General features: G+C 54.1%; 18 protein-coding genes. 10 read left to right on the top strand and 8 right to left on the bottom strand.

Annotated features, from left to right (window positions below; genetic code table 11):
• The coding region (locus K2H17_RS02620; protein WP_300131093.1) for a hypothetical protein at positions 1–268 on the top strand (268 nt) is incomplete at its 5' end.
• A 21-nt stretch (positions 269–289) separates the two neighbouring features.
• Here the strand turns inward: K2H17_RS02620 and K2H17_RS02615 are convergent.
• The 3 genes from K2H17_RS02615 to K2H17_RS02605 are packed head-to-tail and all read right to left on the bottom strand — an operon-like array spanning position 290 to position 3,586.
• Positions 290–826 (bottom strand): gamma carbonic anhydrase family protein, encoded by a 537-nt coding sequence (locus K2H17_RS02615; protein WP_300131090.1) that lies wholly within the window; start codon positions 824–826, stop codon positions 290–292.
• Between the two features lie 26 nt (positions 827–852).
• Positions 853–2,640, bottom strand: coding sequence for an aminopeptidase P family protein (locus K2H17_RS02610; RefSeq protein ID WP_300131087.1), 1,788 nt, complete (start codon positions 2,638–2,640; stop codon positions 853–855).
• A gap of 28 nt (positions 2,641–2,668) precedes the next feature.
• A complete protein-coding gene (locus K2H17_RS02605) occupies positions 2,669–3,586 on the bottom strand; it encodes a ribonuclease Z (RefSeq protein WP_300131085.1) in 918 nt (305 codons plus the stop codon).
• A 311-nt stretch (positions 3,587–3,897) separates the two neighbouring features.
• Here K2H17_RS02605 and fucP point away from each other — a divergent pair, with 311 nt between their 5' ends.
• The 7 genes from fucP (at position 3,898) to K2H17_RS02570 (ending at position 12,925) form a co-directional block, all read left to right on the top strand.
• Positions 3,898–5,229, top strand: a complete 1,332-nt coding sequence (fucP, locus tag K2H17_RS02600; protein WP_300131083.1) for an L-fucose:H+ symporter permease — start codon at positions 3,898–3,900, stop codon at positions 5,227–5,229.
• A gap of 66 nt (positions 5,230–5,295) precedes the next feature.
• Positions 5,296–8,031, top strand: coding sequence for a bifunctional fucokinase/fucose-1-phosphate guanylyltransferase (locus K2H17_RS02595; protein ID WP_300131082.1), 2,736 nt, complete (start codon positions 5,296–5,298; stop codon positions 8,029–8,031).
• A gap of 96 nt (positions 8,032–8,127) precedes the next feature.
• Positions 8,128–8,349, top strand: a complete 222-nt coding sequence (locus K2H17_RS02590) for a hypothetical protein (protein WP_300131079.1) — start codon at positions 8,128–8,130, stop codon at positions 8,347–8,349.
• Entirely contained in the window at positions 8,333–8,608 is a 276-nt protein-coding gene (locus tag K2H17_RS02585; protein WP_300131076.1) for a type II toxin-antitoxin system YafQ family toxin, read from the top strand. Before K2H17_RS02590 ends, K2H17_RS02585 begins: the two co-directional genes overlap by 17 nt.
• Before the next feature lie 162 nt (positions 8,609–8,770).
• Positions 8,771–10,516, top strand: coding sequence for a lysine--tRNA ligase (lysS, locus tag K2H17_RS02580; protein WP_300131074.1), 1,746 nt, complete (start codon positions 8,771–8,773; stop codon positions 10,514–10,516).
• Positions 10,517–10,550: 34 nt separating this feature from the next.
• On the top strand, positions 10,551–11,543 hold the full coding sequence (locus tag K2H17_RS02575) for an NAD(P)H-dependent glycerol-3-phosphate dehydrogenase (protein ID WP_300131071.1): 993 nt from the start codon (positions 10,551–10,553) through the stop codon (positions 11,541–11,543).
• 41 nt (positions 11,544–11,584) lie between these two features.
• Entirely contained in the window at positions 11,585–12,925 is a 1,341-nt protein-coding gene (locus K2H17_RS02570) for a glucose-6-phosphate isomerase (protein ID WP_300131068.1), read from the top strand.
• A 446-nt stretch (positions 12,926–13,371) separates the two neighbouring features.
• Here K2H17_RS02570 and K2H17_RS02565 read toward each other — a convergent pair whose 3' ends face one another.
• The 5 genes from K2H17_RS02565 to K2H17_RS02545 are packed head-to-tail and all read right to left on the bottom strand — an operon-like array spanning position 13,372 to position 16,210.
• Entirely contained in the window at positions 13,372–14,046 is a 675-nt protein-coding gene (locus tag K2H17_RS02565) for an ATP-binding protein (RefSeq protein WP_300131065.1), read from the bottom strand.
• Positions 14,046–14,528, bottom strand: a complete 483-nt coding sequence (locus tag K2H17_RS02560) for an S-ribosylhomocysteine lyase (RefSeq protein ID WP_300131063.1) — start codon at positions 14,526–14,528, stop codon at positions 14,046–14,048. Before K2H17_RS02560 ends, K2H17_RS02565 begins: the two co-directional genes overlap by 1 nt.
• A 10-nt stretch (positions 14,529–14,538) precedes the next feature.
• Positions 14,539–15,204 carry a 5'-methylthioadenosine/adenosylhomocysteine nucleosidase gene (locus tag K2H17_RS02555; RefSeq protein WP_300131060.1) on the bottom strand — a complete coding sequence of 222 codons (666 nt, stop codon included), beginning with the start codon at positions 15,202–15,204 and terminating at the stop codon, positions 14,539–14,541.
• Complete coding sequence (gene tatC, locus K2H17_RS02550; protein ID WP_300131057.1) at positions 15,201–15,992, bottom strand: twin-arginine translocase subunit TatC; 792 nt, start codon at positions 15,990–15,992, stop codon at positions 15,201–15,203. The genes K2H17_RS02555 and tatC overlap by 4 nt, the downstream gene beginning before the upstream one ends.
• A gap of 8 nt (positions 15,993–16,000) precedes the next feature.
• Positions 16,001–16,210: a twin-arginine translocase TatA/TatE family subunit gene (locus K2H17_RS02545; RefSeq protein WP_300131054.1), complete on the bottom strand. Its 210-nt coding sequence runs from the start codon at positions 16,208–16,210 to the stop codon at positions 16,001–16,003.
• 201 nt (positions 16,211–16,411) lie between these two features.
• Here K2H17_RS02545 and fabD point away from each other — a divergent pair, with 201 nt between their 5' ends.
• Positions 16,412–17,290, top strand: coding sequence for an ACP S-malonyltransferase (gene fabD, locus K2H17_RS02540; RefSeq protein ID WP_300131051.1), 879 nt, complete (start codon positions 16,412–16,414; stop codon positions 17,288–17,290).
• A gap of 92 nt (positions 17,291–17,382) precedes the next feature.
• Positions 17,383–18,345, top strand: a complete 963-nt coding sequence (locus K2H17_RS02535; protein ID WP_300131049.1) for a phosphatidylglycerol lysyltransferase domain-containing protein — start codon at positions 17,383–17,385, stop codon at positions 18,343–18,345.
• The last annotated feature ends 175 nt before the right edge of the window (positions 18,346–18,520 follow it).

Genomic DNA, 18,520 nt, shown 5'->3' with positions numbered 1-18,520 from the left:
TAAGGTAACTTTAAAAATTCTCAGACATGAAATTATTGACAGAAAAAAACAACAATACCGTCGCCTGCGAAAGTTTTGGGCGCCTATGGCTCTTCATCTCAGCCACATAGCTCGCTATGCTCCTTCGATTCAGATCCATATCCACCTCAAAACTTTCGCTCAGATTTTAACTATTGTTTTTAAACAACCTCTTAGAGAGGATCTGGACTTTCACTTAGCTGAAAGTCCAGATCCTCTCTGTCAAACAGTTGCTAAAAGACAGTTATGACACTGCCTTTTCTGTGTTGTTTCAGAAATCTGTCGGGGCGTCCGGATCTGTGTACCAGCGTGAATACATCAGATAGTTGCGGGCTATTTTCGTATTCAGCTCGCGTGAGGTCTCCGGATCGACCATTTTAATGAATTTCGCGGGCGCTCCACCCCAAAGTTCATTCGGGCCGATTTTGGTGCGCGAGAGCACGACCGATCCGGCGGCTACGAGAGCGTTTTCGCCCACTTCAGCGTCATCCATGACAACCGCGCCCATTCCAATCAGGGCATAATCATGGATTTTCGCACCGTGAATCGTGACATTATGACCGATGGAGACATCGTTGCCAATCTCAATTGTCGATTTCTTATATAATGTGTGGAGAACCGAGCCATCCTGGATGTTGACCCGATTGCCGATACGGATCGAATTGACATCTCCGCGGATGACAGTGTTGAACCAGACGCTACACTCGCTGCCCATCACCACATCACCGATGACCGTGGCATTTTCCGCCAGGAAGGTATCGGCGCCGATTTCGGGCGTAAATCCCCTTACGGGTATGATCAAAGCCATGTTTTTTTACAGTTATTTTCAGTTCGTTAATTATTCAGAGGTGCAGTCGCAGCTGCAAGCCATTCACGCTCGTCAGCCTCCATCAGCGGGGCGAGACGGTCATAGACGGTCTTATGATAGTCATCGACCCATTTGATTTCTTCTGCTGACATGATCGAGGTGTCGAACAGCGCACGGTCAAACGGACAGAGGGTTATTGTCTCGAAAGCGTAGAATTTTCCGAACTCTGTTTCCTCATAAGGAATAGTGAGCACGAGGTTCTCGCAGCGGATACCGTAGCGGTCAGCAAGATATACACCAGGCTCGTTGGAAGTGAGCATACCGGGAGTAAGGTGGGCCAGAGTATCGTTCAGGCGGATGCTCTGCGGACCTTCATGGACATTGAGGAAATGGCCTACTCCATGACCGGTGCCGTGGAGATAGCTTTTACCCTCTTTCCAAAGCGGCATGCGGGCAAGAGCGTCGAGCTGGGCGCCGCGGGTTCCTTCGGGATAGATGGCGGTAGCGACAGCGATGTGGCCTTTCATCACCAGAGTGAAATCGTGGCGCATGTCAGCCGACGGTTCGCCGACGGCGATCGTGCGGGTGATGTCCGTGGTCCCATCAAAATAATTAGCGCCGGAGTCGATCAGCAGCAGATTGCCTTTGGTGATGGTTGTGTTGCTGGTTTCATCGGCTGTATAATGAACAATCGCACCGTTAGCCCCGAAACCGCAGATGCTCTCGAAGCTCAGATCAAAATAGAGATCTCCTTTGGAGCGATGTTTGAGCAGAATGTCGGCCACATCCATTTCTGTCAGATGTCCGTCGGCAGCCATGATGCGCTCGATTTCCATCAGAGAACGCACCATCGCCACGCCGTCGCGAAGATGAGCCTGACGGATACCGGCGATCTGTACTTCATTTTTGACTGCCTTAGGAAGCGCTACGGGGGAATCGCCTTTGACATAACGGCCATCAAGGACATGGGCGATCGCGCCGGAAGCTCTCGACCCGCTGAGAAGGACTTTGACATCCGACGGCAATGCAGCCAGTGCGGAAAGCACCGAAGTATATGGAGCCACGCCCACACCGGCTTCAGCCAGATATTCCCGGACTTCAGGTGTCATCTTGGCATTATCAACAAACAGGGTGCTTCCCTCAGGAGCTACATAGAGAAACGAAGTCGCAACCGGGTTGCATGGCACATCGTTCGAACGGATGTTGAGCAGCCAGGCGATTTCATCAAGCGCTGAAGTAAAATAAGCCTGAGCGCCCTGAGCCTTGGCAGATTCGAGGATCCGGCCAATCTTGCTTGAGGCCGACTCTCCGGCATATTTTTCATCGTGGATAAAAATCTTGTCCGACGGAAGCGCCGGGCGATCAGACCACACTCGGTCAATCGGATCAAAATCAACATCAAGACCGATACCGGCGGCATTGAGACGGCTGCGCAGAGCGGCAGTCTCGTCAATAGACATCAGCATTCCATTGACTCCGACCTTGTCACCCTCCGACAGATTCTCGCAGAGATACTCAACGATTGACGGAGTGTCAGGCAGACCGTCTTTCATAAGAACGATACCGGTGCCCTCGATCTGCTGCGCACCCTGAAGGAAATAGCGGCTGTCGACCCACAGAAGAGCCTCTTTGTCAGTCACAACCATCGTTCCGGCCGATCCGGTGAACCCACTGAGATAGCGGACGATATGCCAGTGATCCGAGATATACTCACTCAGATGCGCGTCAGTGCGGGGCAACACCACAGCCTTGACGCCGGCTTCATTCATTTCCTTGCGGAGCGCGACTATGCGCTCGATGATACGATTTTGCATAAGTATTTTATTTGATTTAAGTAACTTTCTATTCAAGATCGACTCTCAGGCCCTCATTGGCCAGAGTCACATCCGGGAAAACTTCTCCGGCCTCCCGAAGGAGCAATTCCTCGGAATTATAGCGTTTTGAAAAATGACCGATGATCAGCCGGCGCGCACCGGCGGCAAGAGCGATTTCCGCAGCCTGGCGGGCTGTCGAGTGGCCGCGCTCACGGGCCTGCTCTGCCATCGAATTGTCATAAGTGGCCTCGTGATAGACCGTATCGACCCCACGGATGTCATCAGCCACGCGCTGATCCATCATCGTGTCACTGCAATAGGCATAGCTGACAGAGGGATCGGCAGGAGTGGTAAGCAGTGCGTTAGCCACGACTGATCCGTCGTCCCTGACAAAATCCGCTCCTTCTTTTACAGCCTGCAACATCGCAATCGGGACATTGTGGAATTTCACCATATCACCGCGCAGATGTCTCAGTTTCGGTTTCTCACGGAATATGAACCCCGTACAGGGTGTGCGGTGGTAGAGAGGAAAAGTCTCCACCGTCAGGCCTCCGTCCTCATAAACCACGCGGCGTTCACCCTCCTCGATGACATCGTAGACAATCTCAAACGGCGAATTGCGGTTGAAAAAATCCATCCACTCCTTCAGCAGACGCGCGCCGTCACGGAAAATGTGAACCGTCACCGATCCGCTGACTTCATGGAGCGCCATAGTCGAAAGCAGTCCCGGCAATCCGAAAAGATGATCGCCGTGAAGATGGGATATAAAGATATGGTTGAGACGCGAAAACTTCAGCCCCATGCGGCGGAACTGCGACTGCGCACCCTCGCCGCAATCAATCATAAAAAGCTTATCGCGGAAATTCACGACCTGACACGACGGCTGATGCCGCGCCGTGGGCGTCGCAGAACCGCATCCGAGAATATTGATCTGAAATTTTGCCATTACAACAGCAAATGTAACATAAAATCCCCGAACACAATCAAGAAACCGGTCAAAAATTTCATCAAATTCCGCAAACGCCCGCCAATTTTCCCGACATTCAAAAATCAGCTCCAAATCAATTTCCGCGACATTCTGCAAGTTTCAGATATCCTCAAACCGCCATCTTCCAACCGTTTTCACCGATTTTCCCAGCTTTTTAAGCTCCAACGGTAATTCCGGCAGCCATTTATTGGGGATATATCAACGATTTATTGTAAATTTGCACGTTAAAAAACGCCTAAACTTCAGATCATACAGTCATCTAATAACTCATGAGTTCATCAAAACAAGCATCGTTACTCTCACGCGATGGCGTAAGCCTTCTGTTACCCTTTATCGTCATCACTTCATGTTTCGCCCTCTGGGGCTTTGCAAATGACATCACCGGACCGCTGGTCAAAGCATTCTCCAAAATCTTCCGCATGAGCGTCACTGAAGGAGCCTTGGTCCAGGTCGCCTTCTATCTCGGCTACTTCTGCATGGCCTTCCCGGCCGCGCTTTTCATCCAGCGCTACTCCTACAAAGCCGGAGTCCTGCTCGGCCTCTCGCTCTATGCCGCCGGAGCCATCCTGTTCATCCCCGCACAGATGGCAGGCTTCTACTACCCTTTCCTGCTCGCTTATTTCATCATGACCTGCGGCCTGTCCTTCCTTGAGACGAGCTGCAACCCCTACATCTACTGCATGGGACCTGAAGAAAGCGCCACGCGCCGTCTGAATCTCGCACAGGCATTCAACCCGATCGGCGCACTGGCAGGAATGTATGTCGCCATGCACTTCGTCCAGGAACGTCTCCATCCGCTTGACACCGCACAGCGTTCCCTTCTCTCACCCGAAGAATTCGAGCAGGTGAAAAGCGATGATCTCTGGGTACTCATCCAGCCCTATATCTACATCGCGGCAGTCCTTCTTGTCATCATTCTACTTGTGCGCCTGCTCAAGATGCCCAAGGCCGGCGACACCCGTTCAAGCAAAAAGCTCTCCACAGCCCTGCGTGAACTGGCAGCGATCAAGAACTACCGCGAAGGTGTCATCGCCCAGTTCTTCTATGTAGGCGCCCAGGTGATGTGCTGGACATTCATCATCCAGTATGGCACCCACGTGTTCATGTCCGAAGGCATGGACGAGCGAAGCGCCGAAATCCTTTCACAGAAATTCAACATCGCAGCGATGATATGCTTCACATGCAGCCGCTTCGTGTGCACATGGTTCCTGAAATACATAGCCCCAGGCCGACTCCTGTCAATCCTCGGAATTCTTGCCGCCATCTTCTCGGTCGGTGCGATAGTGATGACTGACCGCTCAGGAGTCTATTGCCTTGTAGGCATCAGCGCCTGCATGTCGCTCATGTTCCCGACAATCTATGGTATCGCCCTCCGCGGACTCGGCGACAACGTCAAATTCGGCAGCGCCGGACTCATCATGTCGATCCTCGGCGGCTCTGTCTTTCCCCCGCTCCAGGCCCTCGTCATTGACTCAGGCATCAGCGCAGGCGATCTCCCGTCGACAAATCTTTCCTTCATCATACCTCTGATCTGTTTCATCGTGATCACCGCCTATGGAGTGCGGGCCTACCGCCGCGCCCATTCAGGAGAGATCGAATGAACCCTCCTGTCCAGACACAATTCAGAACCGTAAAAACCACCCTCGTCATCCTCACCGATCAACGTCATGACAAAAAAACTGCTTTCCCTCCCCCCCAACCTCGTCGGTTGTTTCCATAAAATCACCGGACTGCCGGCCACTGACTATTTCTGCACCTCCGATCCCATAGGCCACCGCCTCGGCAGTGGAGGAGGCACCACATGGATCCTCGAAGAGTGCCACCGGCAGTCAGAATCAGCCTCACAGCCTTTTGACCAATGGCTCGCAGGCGAAAAACGAATCATCCTCCACGCCGGAGGCCAGAGCCGCCGCCTCCCCTCCTACGCTCCGTCAGGCAAAATCCTGACCCCCGTGCCGGTCTTCCGCTGGGAACGCGGCCAGTCGATCACCCAGACTCTTCTCGACCTCCAGCTTCCGCTCTATGAGCGCATAATGGAATCAGCCCCTGCCGATGTCCACACCATGATCGTCAGCGGCGATGTCTACATCCGGGCTGCCGCCCAACTGCCACCTGTACCCGAAGCCGACGTAATCTGCTACGGCCTCTGGCTCGACTCTTCCATAGCCAAGGACCACGGCGTCTTTTACAGCACCCACGCCGCCCCCTCGATCCTCGACCGCATGTTGCAGAAACCCTCCGTCGACACTCTCAACTCACTCCTTCAGACAGGCTATTACCTGACCGACATCGGCGTATGGCTCCTCAGCGACCGCGCCATCGAACTCCTGCGTCGTCGCAGCCGGTCGACTGACGGATCACTCCATGACTATGACCTCTACTCCGACTTCGGCTGCGCCCTTGGTGTCAATCCGGGAGTGGAAGATCCGGAATTGCGTGAACTGAAAGTGGCGATCGTCCCACTGCCCGGCGGCGAATTCTACCACTACGGCACCGGACGCGAAATGATCAGTTCGACACTCGCCGTGCAGAACCTCGTCAATGACCAGCGCGAGATCATGCACCGCGACCGCAAGCCCCACCCCTCAATCTTCGTCCAGAATTCAAAAGCCGGAATCAGATTCACCTCCGCAAACACCAACATCTGGATCGAAAACAGCGAGATCGGAAGCGGATGGCAGCTCACATCAGACCATATCCTCACCGGCATTCCTGAAAACGACTGGGAGCTGGCCCTCGCGCCGGGCCAATGCGTGGACATCGTCCCTGTCGGCGACACCTCTTATGCAGTGCGTGTCTACGGCATCGACGACAAATTCGCAGGCGAAGAGCAGACCCGTCCGCGCTTCCCGATCGTCAGTGACATCGCTGAGATGGGCCGTGTGGTCAAAGCAATGCTCTCCGGCGACGCCGACCTCTCGGCCTACGAACTGATCAGCGCCGAACACATCTCGGACATCGCCCGCCTTGACCGCCTCGTCGACCAGCGCCGCCACTTCCGCCGCGCCAACCGCGAGGCCCTTGCAGCCAACCACCGCCACAGCGTGTTCTATCAGAGCGACCTTCGCGAAGCCGCCACAGCCTTTGCCCAGGACTCTATCGCCATGCCCGCGCCCCTGTCGGACGAAGAACCACTCATCACCCGAATCAGCGACTCGATGTTCCGCGCCGAAGTCAGCAGACTCTCCGGAGCCGATCCCAAGCAGGACGAAGACCGTGCATTCTCGCTCCTCCGCGAAGGCCTGACCCGCACGGTCCTCGAACACAAGGAACTCCCCAGACGCGACGTCTGCTCCGATCAGATTGTCTGGAGCCGTTCTCCGGTCCGCATCGACATCGCCGGCGGATGGACCGACACACCTCCCTTCTGCCTGATGGAAGGCGGCAACGTCATCAACTTCGCCATCGAGCTTAACGGCCAGCAGCCGCTCCAGGCCTACGTCAGACCTTGTCCCGAACCCCACATCATCTGCCGCAGCATCGACCTCGGCGCCGAAGAGATCATCGAATCCTTCGATGCCATCCTCGACTTCCACCGTGTCGGCAGCCCCTTCTCCATCCCCAAAGCCGCCCTGGCCCTTGCCGGTTTCCACCCGCGCTTTTGCAGCGTCAGCTACCCCACTCTGCGCGATCAGCTCCTCGACTTCGGCTCAGGCCTTGAAATCACCCTCTTCTCGGCAATCCCCGCAGGCAGCGGCTTAGGCACAAGCAGCATCCTTGCCGCCACTGTCCTCGGCGCCCTCAGCGACTTCTGCGCCCTCGCCTGGGACAAAAACGAAATCTGCAAGCGCACCCTCGTCCTCGAACAGCTCCTCACCACCGGCGGAGGCTGGCAGGATCAGTACGGCGGTGTGCTCGGTGGCATCAAACTGCTCCAGAGCGCCAAAGGCTTCGACCAGAATCCGGCTGTCAACTGGCTCCCCGACACCATCTTCACAGATCCCGGATATGCCGCCTGCCATCTGCTTTACTACACCGGCATCACACGCACAGCCAAAGATATCCTTGCCGAGATCGTCCGCAACATGTTCCTCAACGAAGGCGCCCAGCTGCGCCTCCTGCGCCACATGAAGGCCCATACCCTCGAAATGTTTGACGCCATCCAGCGCTGCAACTTCGAACGGATGGGACACCTTGTGCGCTCCACCTGGACGCAGAACTGCACCCTTGACCGCGGTACCAATCCTCCCGCCGTCGAAGCCATCACACGCCGCATCGACGACCTTTGCCTCGGCTACAAACTGCCCGGCGCCGGAGGCGGAGGCTATCTCTACATGATCGCCAAAGATCCCGAAGCAGCGGCACGCATCCGCCAGACGCTCCACTCCGAGCCCCTCCGCCCCAATGCCCGCTTCGTTGACATGGCCCTCTCGCGCTCCGGTCTCACCGTGACACGCAGCTGACAGATATCATAAGCCGCCGATCATTTATGAACTCAAAATTGTTACTACTACAAATATTTTCAATATATTTGTAGTAGTAACAAAATTCACATCAACATGACGCAGTTAATTGTTTCTATTGAAAACAAATCTCTCACAAGCGACATCAAGCGGGCTATTGAATTGCTTCGTGGTGTTTGTGACGTTGAAATTCGTGATGCAGACATCCCGAATGCGACCACTCTCGCAGCTTTCAGAGAAGCAGAAGAAGGCCATACAATCGTCTGTGAAAGTATGGAAGAATATCTCAGAACTGTAAAAGATGAAATACAGGATTGAGCTTACCCGTCAATATCTGCGGGATCTCAAACTCGCCCGTAAACGCAACCTCAATGAAGAAAAACTCAACACGGTTATCTTCAAACTTGCCAACGGGCTTCCGCTTACTGCGTCCAATCGAGATCATCCTTTGACAGGAAATTTCAGCGGTTACAGAGAATGTCACATTTCGCCGGATTGGCTGCTGATCTATTCTCTGAGTGAAACATTAAAAGTCATCACGCTTTACAGAACCGGCTCTCATTCCGATCTATTTTAGCGTTTTTAACAATAGGCTTCAGGTTTTGAAGCCTATTTTGTTGGGCATAGGCGAAAATTTATTTAATTTTGCAATTATTTCCCCCTCCGCACTCCGGAGAGAATGAACATAATCTATACCTTATATATTATAACTGTAATATAGTAAAAAAATCATCAATATATGAACGTCCTTGAACTCAGTGAACAAGAGATAGTACGTCGAGGCAGCCTTGACGAAATGCGCCGACGCGGCATTGACCCCTTCCCCGCAGCAGAATTCCCTGTCAGCGGCTATTCCGACGAAATTAAGGAAACTTTTGCCGACGATGCTCCACGCCGCGACGTAGCTGTCGCAGGCCGCATCATGGGCCGCCGCATCATGGGTAAAGCCTCTTTCCTTGAGCTTCAGGACTCAAAAGGACGTATTCAGGTCTACATCAACCGCGACGAAATCTGTCCAGGCGAAGACAAAGACCTCTACAATGTCGTGTTCAAAAAGCTCCTTGACATCGGTGACTTTGTAGGCATCAAAGGCTACGTGTTCCGCACACAGACCGGTGAGATCTCAGTCCACGCACAGGAACTCATTGTACTCGGCAAATCGATCCGTCCGCTCCCGATCGTGAAAGTCAAAGACGGAGTGACCTACGACGCCTTCGATGATCCCGAACTCCGCTACCGCCGCCGCTACGTAGACCTCATTGTCAACGACGGCGTCAAAGACATCTTCGTCAAGCGCACCAAAGTCCTCAACTCCATGCGCAAATTCTTCAACGACCACGGCTACATGGAAGTCGAGACCCCGATCCTCCAGTCAATCGCCGGCGGTGCGAGCGCACGTCCTTTCATCACCCACCACAACTCTCTCAACATGGAGCTTTACATGCGTATCGCAACCGAGCTCTATCTCAAGCGCCTCATTGTCGGCGGCTTCGACGGTGTCTATGAAATCGGCAAGAACTTCCGCAACGAGGGCATGGACCGCACCCACAACCCCGAATTCACCTGCATGGAGATCTATGTGGCCTACAAGGACTACAACTGGATGATGGAATTCACCGAAAAACTCGTAGAGACCATCTGCCTTGAAGTCAACGGCACCACAGAAGTCAAAGTCGGCGACAACATCATAAACTTCAAAGCTCCCTACCGCCGTGTCACAATGACCGACGCGATCAAGGAGCACACCGGAATCGACATCACCGGCATGACCGAAGAGCAGCTCCGCGAAGCTGCCGCCTCGCTCGGCATCGAGGTCGACGAGACAATGGGCAAAGGCAAACTCATCGACGAGATCTTCGGTGAAAAATGTGAAGGCTCCTACATCCAGCCCACATTCATCATCGACTACCCCATCGAAATGTCGCCTCTGACCAAGAAACACCGCGACAACCCCGAACTCACCGAACGCTTCGAGCTGATGGTCAACGGCAAAGAACTCGCCAACGCCTACTCCGAACTCAACGACCCGATCGACCAGTATGAACGCTTCGTCGAGCAGATGAAACTCGCCGACAAGGGCGACGACGAAGCCATGATCATCGACCAGGACTTCGTGCGCTCTCTCGAATACGGCATGCCCCCCACTTCGGGCATGGGCATGGGCATCGACCGCCTTGTCATGCTGATGACCGGCCAGAGCACCATCCAGGAAGTGCTCTTCTTCCCCCAGATGCGCCCCGAAAAAGTCCAGCGCCGCGACAAGGAAGAAGCCTTCACAACCCTCGGAGTACCCGCCGAATGGGTAGCTCCTCTCTACAAGGCCGGAGTCTACACCACCGAACTCCTTTCAGCCCAGAGCGCCGGAAAACTCCATCAGGAGCTCTGCGGTATCAACAAGAAATTCAAACTCGGATTCAAGACCCCGCTCATCGAGGAAGTAGATCAATGGATTGCAGCCGCCAAGCCGGCTTCAGCCGAAGAATAATCTCGATTATCAAAAAATCATTTCGCGCATAACAATGGCATTCAACAAAATAGCAGTGATGGGAGGCGGGAGCTGGGCAACAGCGCTCGCCAAACTCCTCCTGCGCAACTGTGACTCCATCCTCTGGTATATGCGGCGTGATGACCGTATCGACGATTTCAAAAAGCTCGGCCATAATCCCGCCTACCTCACCGATGTTCAGTTTGACGTCTCCCGAATTGAATTTTCGAGTGACATAAACCACGTATGTTCCGAGGCCGACACTCTTCTGATGGTCATGCCCTCGCCATACTTCAAAACCCATATCAACAAAATAACCGTCGACATCTCTGACAAGCATGTCGTCTCGGCTGTCAAGGGAATAGTTCCGGGCGACAATGAGATTGTCTCGGATTTCGTCATCCACCACTTCGGAGTGAAACCCGAACGCGTATTGGTTGTGGCCGGTCCCTGCCATGCCGAGGAAGTGGCCCTTGACCGTCCGAGCTTCCTGACAGTCGGATGTCACGACGTGGCCAACGCCGAACTCTTCGGCAGCCGCCTCGCATCGCCCAACACACGGACAATTCCGTCAAGCGACGTGGAAGGTATCGAATATGCCGCCGTCCTGAAAAACGTCTACTCAATCGCCGCCGGAATTGTCCACGGCATGAAAGGGGGCGACAACTTCCTCGCAATGCTCGTCAGCAATGCAATCCGCGAGATGGAACGCTTCATTGACGAAGTCTGCCCGCGCCCGCGTTGCATCTGCGACTCTGTCTACCTCGGTGACCTCCTGGTGACCGCCTACTCCCGCTTCTCGCGCAACCACAACTTCGGCTCCATCATCGGCAAAGGCTACTCGGTATCCACCGCCAGAATGGAGATGGAACAGACTGCCGAGGGCTACTACGGCACAAAGTGCATCAAGGAAATCAACAAACGCTACGGGGTCGAAATGCCGATCCTCGATGCGGTCTACGACATACTCTACCGCCACGCCAACGCCGAACGTTCAATCCGTTCACTCGGCAAATGGTTTATATGAAAAACAATCTTACCGGATAATCAAATTTAAACTTATATAGCATGAAGACCTTACACGTTGACATCAAAAACGTCCTCGGAACAGTCAGCCAGGACGAGATCAATAAGCTTGATGCCAAGGCAGCCAATGCCCTTGACAAAGTTCTGAACGGAACAGGAGCCGGCAACGACTTCCTCGGCTGGGTCAACCTCCCCACAGAAACAACCGATGCCCTTCTGGACGACATCGTAGCTACCGCCGAAGCACTCCGCCGCGACTGCGACACCGTCGTTGCCATCGGCATCGGAGGCTCTTATCTCGGCGCCAAAGCCGTAATCGAAGCTCTCAGCGACAGCTTTGCAGCCTACCGTCCCGCTGTTCCGGGCAATCCCAAAGTTCTCTTCGCAGGCCAGAACATCGGCGAAGACTATCTCTACGAACTTCAGGACTACCTCAAAGACAAGCGCTTCGGCATAATCGTGATCTCAAAGAGCGGCACGACAACCGAACCCGCCATCGCCTTCCGTCTGCTCAAGGAGCAGCTCGAACGCCAGCTCGGTCTTGAAGAAGCCCGCAAGCGTATCGTTGCCATCACCGACGCCAAGCGTGGCGCCCTCCGCAGCCTCGCAACCGAAGAAGGCTACAAGACATTCGTCATCGCCGACAACGTCGGTGGACGTTTCTCGGTGCTCACCCCCGTGGGTCTGCTCCCCATCGCAGTTGCCGGATTCGACATCCGCGCCCTCATCGACGGTGCAGCCGAAATGGAAAAGATGACCAACACCGCTGACGCCTCGAACCCCGCATATCTCTACGCCGAAACCCGCAACGCCCTCTATCAGGCCGGCAAGAAGACCGAAATCCTTGTCAACTACAACCCCAAACTCCACTTCTTCGGAGAATGGTGGAAGCAGCTCTACGGCGAAAGCGAAGGCAAAGAAAACCTTGGCATTTTCCCCGCTGCTGTCGACAACTCCACAGACCTCCACTCAATGGGCCAGTGGATCCAGGAAGGCGAACGCACCATCTTCGAGACCGTAATCTCAGTTGGCGAGACAAAACACGAGAAACTCATCCCCTCTGACGAAGCCAACCTCGACGGCCTCAACTACATCGCAGGCAAGCACGTCGATGAAGTCAACAAGATGGCAGAACTCGGCACCCGCATCGCCCACGTTGACGGCGGCGTTCCCAACATGCTCGTAACCATCCCCGCACTTGAGGAAAAATACCTCGGCCAGCTCATCTACTTCTTTGAGAAAGCCTGCGGCATCAGCGGCTACATCCTCGGCATCAACCCCTTCAACCAGCCCGGCGTGGAAGCCTACAAGCGCAACATGTTCGCTCTTCTGGCCAAGCCCGGCTACGAAAAAGAAACCGAAGCCATCAAATCACGCATCTGATCTATCCAGTGTCATAGCCGCGTAGCGGCATGAAGATTTCCGCAGCATCGGGTTCCATAGGAGTCCGATGCTGTGTTAAAAGATCCCGTCCAACATTCTAAAGCGCCGCAGGTGCGAAACATGAACAGTTTCGCACCTGCGGCGCTCCATTTTCAATAAAATTTATTTGTCATCCTCCGCATCATCGCACCAATCAGGCAATTCCGATGACTATCTTTGCAGTGTCGGAGGTTTTCATCAGCTTTTCCACCGGATTTTCCCCTTTTGTCCACTGACCGGAGCGGACCAGCGGTCAAAGACAAAAGCCCCTTACCAACCTATTAGGTATGGGAAAATCCGAACCTGAAATTTGTCCGAAAAACGGCATTCAACCGAACTGTAAAAGGGCTTGAAACGTAGGATTTCACCCCCTAAGACGATGTTTGATTCCTGTTATTGAACACCATCTAAATTTCTTCCGGCTCATGAGGGCACTGAGCCAGCAGAAATGTCTTGCCGTTGTAGACGAAATCGAGCAGATTCATAGTGTGCAGACGCACCACTATATCCTCGGCCATCGAACGCGACACTTTCGCCGAAAGCATGAACTCCTCAAAAGCGACAGGACCTGAAGCGAGCATTCCGGTCAGCAGGCTTTCAGACTCACTGAGGGAAATCAGCACACCCTCCGTCTCGGAAGCCGCGGCCTCCCATGCCCGGACCATCAGCGGCGTGACCGCTATGTTCTCATCCTTCACCCGATAGTAGGCATGGCGCGAACCGTCTGCCTCGGAGACCATCACCGGACGGCGTCGCGCGCGGTCTATCTCGATGCGCAACACCGTCTTGTCATCCTCCACTCTGAAGGCCGTCACATGGATCTCCTGCGGAGGATGGCAATACATCTCTGCGGCCTGTTCAATCACGAAGATATCCTCCTCGTTTCTCACACCGGCCACAGCGCCGTTGTCCTTGACCCCGACAAGCAGCCGTCCGCCGTCATGATTGGCAAAGGCCGAGATGCTGCGGGCTATCTTGCGCGCGTCCGAGATCGCGAATTTGAAATCCTGATGCTCATGTTCGCCCTCCTCGATCAGCCGGGCGATATAGTATTTACCCTTTATTCCCTTCAGATCTTTCATCACCGGGGATAAACGAGATTTTCAGGACGGATGCAGTCGAGAACTTCATCAAGATAACGGCGAGCCGCCTCGCGGGCTCCGTCGGGATCCATGAACGACCAGTTGCCGCAGTCGCGTGGACTCGCACCGGGAATCTCGCCGTCAAAAGAACCGACAAACTCCATCGTCTCGCGGACCAGACCGACGATGTCAGCCGGTTCCAGCTCGCCCTGCATGATCAGATAATTGCCCGTGCAGCAACCCATCGGACCCCAGTAGACAATACGGTCCTTCCACTGCGGATGGTTGCGCAGAAAAGTGGCGGCAAGATGCTCCATCGCATGAAGAGCCTTCGGAGTCAGTGCCTCCTGGCGGTTGGGTTCGGTCATGCGGATGTCAAAAGTCGTGAGCACATCTCCGGAGGGAGTGACATCGCGGCGCGAGACATAGATTCCGCGCAGCAGACGGTTATGATCTATTGTAAAACTTGCAATCTTTTCCATGGCTGATGAATCAGAGAGATGAGAGAATTTCATTGACCACCGCAAACGATTTCTGAGGAGCCTCCTCCCAGAAATTTTCATACTGCATCGAATTGTTCTGCGAAGTCCAGGGCGAATCGCTGATCACCCGCAGACACATGAAAGGCACCTGACGCAGACAGCAGGCCTGGGCGATCGCCGCCGATTCCATATCGACAGCCTTCACCTGCGGAAAATGAGAGCGGATGCCGTCGATCTCCTCCTTGCGGCTGATGAAAAGTTCTCCGGATGCAATCAGACCGGTCTTCACACCGGACCTCTCGGCTATGGCAGGAACAGTTGCCGGAAACAGTCGCGGACAGCCGGGGACATGGCCCCACTCCTCGCCTATGCACCAGAAATCATGGTGGGCAAGACTGTCGGCCACAACGATGTCCATCACACAGACATCGTCACCCGCTCCGGCGGCAACTCCGGTGTTGATCACCACATCAGGCGCAAAAGCGTCAATCAGACTGACAGCACCGATGGCCGCATTGACCTTGCCGATGCCACACTGCATCACCGCAATGTCATTCCGTCCTATACGGCCGCAGTGCAGAGTGACAGCGCCGCGGGTTTCAACACTCTGTTCGGAGAGAAGAGGTAATATCATGGCCAGTTCTTTGCTCATGGCCACTATAATGCCAATTTTCATATCGTTTCTATTTCTGTTTTTTCTTTTTTTGAAGGTAGAGTCAGAGCCGAAAGCTCCCACAGGAGATAGAGAGGAAGAAAGACAACCATCAGCGTAAACGGATCGCCCGTAGGGGTGATCACAGCCGCCGCAACTAAGAGAGCCACGACCGCATGGCGCCGGTAGCGGCTGAAAAGTCCGCGGTTGACAACACCGGCCTTCCCTAACAGCCACGCGACAAGCGGAAGTTCAAACACGATGCCCATCACCAGGATCAGCATCATGAAATTGTCCATATACGAGTCCAGGGAGATCTGATTCGGAATCATGGCACTCAACTGATAGTCGGCCAGGAAACGCAAGGTCAGAGGAAACACCAGGAAATAACCAGTGGCCACTCCTAAGAAAAACATCAGGTTTCCGGCTAAAAACGCCCCTCTGACACCCCTCTTTTCCTCCTCGTAAAGCCCCGGAGCGACAAAGCCCCACAGCAGGTAGACACACATCGGGAAAGCCACGACCACCGCAAGCCAGAACGAGGTCGACATATGGATGAAAAACTGCGATGCCAGACGGATGTTGATCAGACTGACCTCGAAATCCTTCCCGCCGCTGCCGGGCAGCAAAGGCGAGGCCGACAGCCGGTCGAGCCACTGATAAAGCACGAAATCGCCGTGGCAGGGAGCAAGGATGACCGAATCGAAGATATAGGGCATAGCGGCAAAGAGTCCGACTGTGAGCACAGCCAGCAGGGCCGCCATGCGGAGCAACACTCCGCGCAGGGCCTCCGCATGATCCCAGAATCCCATTTCCCCGCTCACTTCGTGCCGGAGGTTTTGTCGGGATTGTCTGTCGTATTGTCCTTGATTTCGCTTACCGCGTCATTCATTCCCTGCTTGAACTGGCTGATCCCCTTTCCGAGACCGCGGGCAAGTTCTGGAATACGCTTGGCGCCGAAAAGCAAAAGCACCACAACGAGGATCACAATGATCTCTCCTGTGCCGAGATTGAAGATGCAAGGTGTCATTTTGATATTTGGTTTTGTGCAAAGTTAGTGATTTTTTCACTGCATCTCTGCTTACAGAGTGTTTAAATCAGGCCTCCTGCCGCACATGTCGTGTTAAAAATGGTTTTTGAACCTTAATTTATTAGGGAAAAGCGTAACTTTGCATCTCAAAACCAATCAGATTCAAACGAATTTAAACGAATTCAAAATCAAGACAATTCAATGAAAGCTTATGTATTCCCCGGTCAGGGCGCCCAGTTCGTAGGAATGGGCAAAGACCTCTATGACAACAATGAAGTGGCCAAAGAGATGTTCGAGAAAGCTAACGAAATCCTCGGCTTCCGCATCACCGACCTTATGTTTGCAGGAACTGACGAAGATCTCCGTCAGACCAAGGTGACCCAGCCCGCCATCTTCCTCCACTCTGTCATCCTCGCTAAAACAATGGGCGAAGACTTCCAGCCCTCAATGGTGGCCGGCCACTCTCTTGGCGAATTCTCCGCTCTCGTTGCCGCCGGTGCCCTGAGCTTTGAAGACGGTCTGCGCCTGGTTGCCGCCCGTGCCCGCGCAATGCAGAAAGCCTGTGAACTCAAGCCCTCGACAATGGCTGCCGTTATCGCTCTCCCCGATGAAAAAGTCGAGGAAATCTGCGCCGCAATCCCCGGCATCGTTGTCTGCGCCAACTACAACTGCCCCGGTCAGCTCGTGATCTCAGGCGAAGAAGAAGCCATCGACGCAGCTTGCGAGAAACTCAAGGAAGCCGGTGCAAAACGCGCTATGCGCCTCAAAGTCGGCGGCGCTTTCCACTCTCCCTGCATGGAGCCTGCCCGCGCCGAACTCGCCGAAGCCATCGAAGCTACCGAATTCCACGCTCCCTCGGTTCCCGTTTACCAGAACGTCGATGCCAAGCCCCACACTGACGCCGCTGAAATCAAAGCCAACCTCGTGGCCCAGCTGACCGCCCCCGTGCGCTGGACTCAGAGTGTGCAGAACATGATCGCCGACGGCGCCGACGAATTCATCGAAGTAGGTCCCGGCAAGGTGCTCCAGGGTCTCGTTTCGAAGATCAACCGCGAAGTAGCCACTTCAGGCCGCCAGTAAGAGGGTGATCAACAGCAACCTCTGAATTCCGGTGAACCTCATCGGGGCGCAGTGTGTTTTTCTGTAAACACACAATCATAAACAACTTAATTATGATCACGCTTCGACAACCGGCACACAGCCCGCTCACAGCCACAAGGCCACGTCCCGGAAAAGAATGTTCACTTGACTTCAGACCGCTCCGCATTGACGACATCGAAACTCTGCGCCCGCTTCTCGCGCTGGCCTGTTGCCGCACCTGCGACTTCACCGTCGGCGGCACTTTCATGTGGATCGGTTACTTCGACTACTCATACTGCATCCTCAACGACACCCTTTTCATCAAAGGTGTCACTGAAGACAACGTAAACCGACCGGCTTTCTCAATCCCCGTAGGTAAAATGGGGCTTGAGGAGTCGGTCGCTCTTTTGCATGACTACTGTCGCCGCGAAGGCTGCGAACTGGTATTCTCCGCCGTTCCTGAAGCCTTTGTCGCCCCGCTCAAAGCCCTCGGTGCACGCTGTGTGGAACGCCTCGAAGACTGGAGCGACTATCTCTATGAAGCCTCAGCGCTCGCCACACTCTCAGGCAAGAAGCTCGGCAAAAAGCGCAACCACGTCAACCGTTTCGAGACCGAAAACCCCGGCTACACCTTCGAGCCGCTCACACCCGATAAACTCCCGGCTGTCAAAGAATTTTTCCTCGCCCACCACCTGCCGCTCTCCAAACCGGCCCTTGCCGACATCGAACGCGAACAGGTGATGCAGGTCCTCTCCACCCCCGGCCTTTTCGGCTTCGAAGGCGCCGTGCTTTCCACTCCGTCCCACGGAATCGTAGCCTTCACCCTCGGCGAAGTAAAGGGTGACACCCTCTTCGTCCACATCGAAAAGATGGACCACGAAGTCAACGGTGCAGGCGAGACTGTCAACAAGCTCTTTGCCGCGATGATGACCGAGCGCCATCCTGAAGTTGTCTACATCAACCGCGAGGAAGATGTCGGCGACCCCGGATTGCGCCATGCCAAGGAATCATACCATCCCGCAGAGCTGCTCAACAAATACAACGTGATTTTCTGATTATATCACCAATTATGCTTAACTTTGTCCCTGAACAGTTAAGTAACTCTTGAAAATTAATTTATACTTGATGCGAGATTTATTTCGAGGAAAAATCAAAGAGGTTGTTTAAAAACAAGAGTTAAAATCTGAGTGGTGTATCTTTTAGATAAATTGTTGTAAATGAGAAAGGAGC

It is taken from the genome of Duncaniella sp., assembly GCF_029054785.1.
Classification (GTDB): domain Bacteria; phylum Bacteroidota; class Bacteroidia; order Bacteroidales; family Muribaculaceae; genus Duncaniella.
Note: the sequence above shows the minus strand (reverse complement) of the source record. Positions and strands in the feature narration are given on the sequence as shown.